At 57.3% G+C, this 3,140-nt stretch carries 3 protein-coding genes; all 3 read left to right on the forward strand.

Features of this window, described 5'->3' with window-relative positions; translation table 11 throughout:
* Positions 1 to 1,103 (forward strand): L-rhamnonate dehydratase (rhmD, locus tag RTY00_RS22590; RefSeq protein ID WP_312666382.1); only part of this gene is annotated, 1,103 nt, incomplete at its 5' end.
* 48 nt (positions 1,104 to 1,151) lie between these two features.
* Positions 1,152 to 2,438 carry an MFS transporter gene (locus tag RTY00_RS22595; protein WP_312666386.1) on the forward strand — a complete coding sequence of 429 codons (1,287 nt, stop codon included), beginning with the start codon at positions 1,152 to 1,154 and terminating at the stop codon, positions 2,436 to 2,438.
* A 13-nt stretch (positions 2,439 to 2,451) separates the two neighbouring features.
* A partial coding sequence (yfaU, locus tag RTY00_RS22600) for a 2-keto-3-deoxy-L-rhamnonate aldolase (protein ID WP_312666384.1) occupies positions 2,452 to 3,140 on the forward strand: 689 nt, incomplete at its 3' end.

A 3,140-nucleotide genomic window follows, 5' to 3' on the forward strand; every position in this document is an offset into this window, starting at 1 on the left:
ATCACTGGATTGACGACCACGTCGCCACGCCAATGAGCAAATACAAACAGTATGAGCAGTCGCGTCAATCCTTTGGCATCAACGTGTTAGGCACGCTGATCGTGGAAGTTGAAGCCGATAACGGTCAAACCGGTTTCGCCATTACCACCGGTGGCGAAATGGGCTGCTTCATCGTGGAAAAGCATCTCAATCGTTTCCTCGAAGGGCGCTGCGTTAGCGATATCAAACTGATTCACGACCAGATGATGAACGCCACCATGTACTACGCCGGATCGGGCGGGTTGGTGATGAACACCATTTCATGTGTCGATTTGGCGCTGTGGGATCTGTTTGGCAAAGTCACCGATCTGCCGGTCTACAAACTGCTGGGCGGCGCGGTGCGCGATGAACTGCAGTTCTATGCCACCGGCGCGCGTCCGGATCTGGCGCAGAAGATGGGCTTTATCGGCGGCAAAATGGCGGTGCAGTGGGGACCGCATGATGGCGATGAAGGCATCCGTAAAGAGGTGGCACGCATCGCTCACTATCGCGAAACCTGCGGCCCGGATTTCTGGCTGATGCTCGATTGCTGGATGAGTCAGGACGTCAATTTCGCCACCAAACTGGCGCACGCCTGCGCACCTTATAACGTCAAGTGGCTGGAAGAGTGTTTGCCGCCGCAGCAGTTCGAAGGATACGCCCAGCTGAAACAGCAAGCGCCGCAGGGCATGTTAATCACCAGCGGCGAACATCACGGCACGCTGCAATCGTTCCGCACGCTGGCAGAAACCGGCATCGATATTCTGCAGCCGGATGTGGGTTGGTGCGGCGGCCTGACTACGCTGGTTGAGGTAGCGGCGCTGGCGAAATCACGCGGCCAGCTAGTGGTGCCGCATGGCTCTTCGGTCTACTCGCATCACGCGGTGATCACCTTCACCAACAGCCCGTTCAGTGAATTCCTGATGACCAGCCCGGATTGCAGCTCGCTGCGCCCGCAGTTTGATCCGCTGCTGATCAACGAACCGGTGCCGGTCAACGGTCGTATGCACAAATCGGTGCTGGATAAACCGGGCTTCGGCGTGGAACTGAATCGCGATGGACTGAAGCGTCCTTATCAACACTAATCGCAGCGGCTGCGGCGAGGAGTCGCAGCCGTGCGTGAGGGTTTTACCATGGATAATCTGGTGTTAAGTGCGGTTAAAAAGAACCGCGCACGTCTTATTCCTTTCATGTTGATGCTCTACGTGCTGGCGTTTCTGGATCGCGCCAACATCGGTTTCGCTAAAGAGGCGTATCAACTTGATACCGGCCTGAGTAATGAAGCTTACGCGTTAGGTGCCGGAATCTTCTTTGTGGTGTACGCGCTGCTCGGCGTACCGGCTAATTTGTTGATGAAGCGATTTGGCGCGCGCAGCTGGATTGGCGGCACCACGCTGCTGTGGGGATTTCTTTCGGCGGCGATGGCATTTGCAGATACCGAAGCTAAATTCCTGCTGGTGCGCACCTTGCTCGGCGCTGCTGAGGCGGGTTTCTTCCCCGGCATGATTTATCTCACCTCGCTGTGGTTCCCGCAGCAGCAGCGCGCCAGCGTAATGGGGCTGTTCTATATGGGCGCGCCGCTGGCGTTGACGCTGGGTTCACCGCTTTCTGGCGCACTGCTGGAAATGCACGGCGTACTGGGTCATCCCGGCTGGTTCTGGATGTTTATCATTGAAGGATTGCTGGCGGTGGCGGCCGGAGTTTTCACCTTCAGCTATATCGACGACACGCCGGCAAAAGCGCGTTTTCTCAGCGCAGAGGAGAAGCAGGCGCTGCAACGTCAGCTGGACAGCGAAGAGCAGCAAAAGCCGACGTCACAACTGCGTGATGCGCTGCGCAATGGTCGCGTCTGGCAACTCGCCATCATCTACATGACCATCCAGATTGCGGTATATGGGCTGATCTTCTTCCTGCCATCGCAAGTGGCGGCGCTGTTGGGTACCAAAGTCGGTTTCCTCGCCTCGCTGGTGGCGGCGATTCCGTGGGTTGCGGCGCTGTTTGGCACCTGGCTGATTCCGCGCTATTCCGATCGCAGCGGCGAGCGTCGCCGGGTGGCGGCGTTCACCTTGCTGGCGGCGGCTGTCGGGATTGGTTTGTCCGGATTGGTTTCGCCGCTGTTGGCCATCATCGCGCTTAGCGTCGCGGCGGTGGGTTTTATCGCCGTGCAGCCGGTGTTCTGGACCATGCCGACGCAGCTGCTTTCTGGTACCGCGCTGGCGGCAGGCATCGGCTTCGTTAACTTGTTTGGCGCTGTGGGTGGCTTCCTCGCGCCGTTGATTCGCGTAAATGCCGAGATGCAATTTAACAGCAGCGCCGCCGGATTGCTGGCGCTGGCGCTGATTGCCGCCATCGGTTCACTCATTATCCTCAGCCTGAAAGTGGAGCGTCAGTTGCCGCACTCTCAGCAGCCAAGTCATTAAGTAAGGAGAAGCTATGCAGGACCCATTAAAAAATCCTTTCAAAGCCGGATTGGCTAAAGGTGAAACGCAGATTGGCTTGTGGCTGAGCAGTACCTCGTCGTATCTGGCCGAAATTGCCGCCACCAGCGGCTACGACTGGCTACTGATTGATGGCGAACACGCCCCGAATACCGTGCAGGATCTCTATCATCAATTGCAGGCGGTTGCGCCTTATCGTAGCCAGCCGGTGATTCGCCCGGTTGAATTCCAGACCGCACTGATTAAGCAGGTGCTGGATATCGGTGCGCGCACCTTGCTGGTACCGATGATCGATAGCGCCGAGCAGGCAAAAGCGCTGGTGCTGGCGACGCGCTATCCGCCTTACGGTACGCGTGGCGTTGGTGCTGGCGTGGCGCGGGCGGCACGTTGGGGGCGCGTGGAAAATTATATGGCGCGCGCCAATGAAGAGTTGTGCCTGTTGATTCAGGCCGAAAGCAAAACGGCGATTGATAATCTGGATGCGTTACTGGAAGTAGAAGGTGTTGACGGGATATTTATTGGCCCGGCAGATTTATCCGCCTCATTAGGTTTTCCCGATAATGCAGCGCATCCTGAAGTGCAGAAGGTGATTGAGCACAGCATTAAACGCATCCGCAGCGCAGGAAAAGCGGCCGGTTTTCTGGCAGTGAATCTTGAAATGGCAGAACGCGCCATCAGTTGGGG

It is taken from the genome of Pantoea sp. CTOTU49201 (assembly GCF_032054795.1).
Taxonomy (GTDB): Bacteria; Pseudomonadota; Gammaproteobacteria; order Enterobacterales; family Enterobacteriaceae; genus Pantoea; species Pantoea symbiotica.

Coding starts and splice junctions, on each gene's coding strand:
- RTY00_RS22595 (WP_312666386.1), top strand. CDS start 1,152: ATGGATAATCTGGTGTTAAGTGCGGTTAAAAAGAACCGCGCACGTCTT.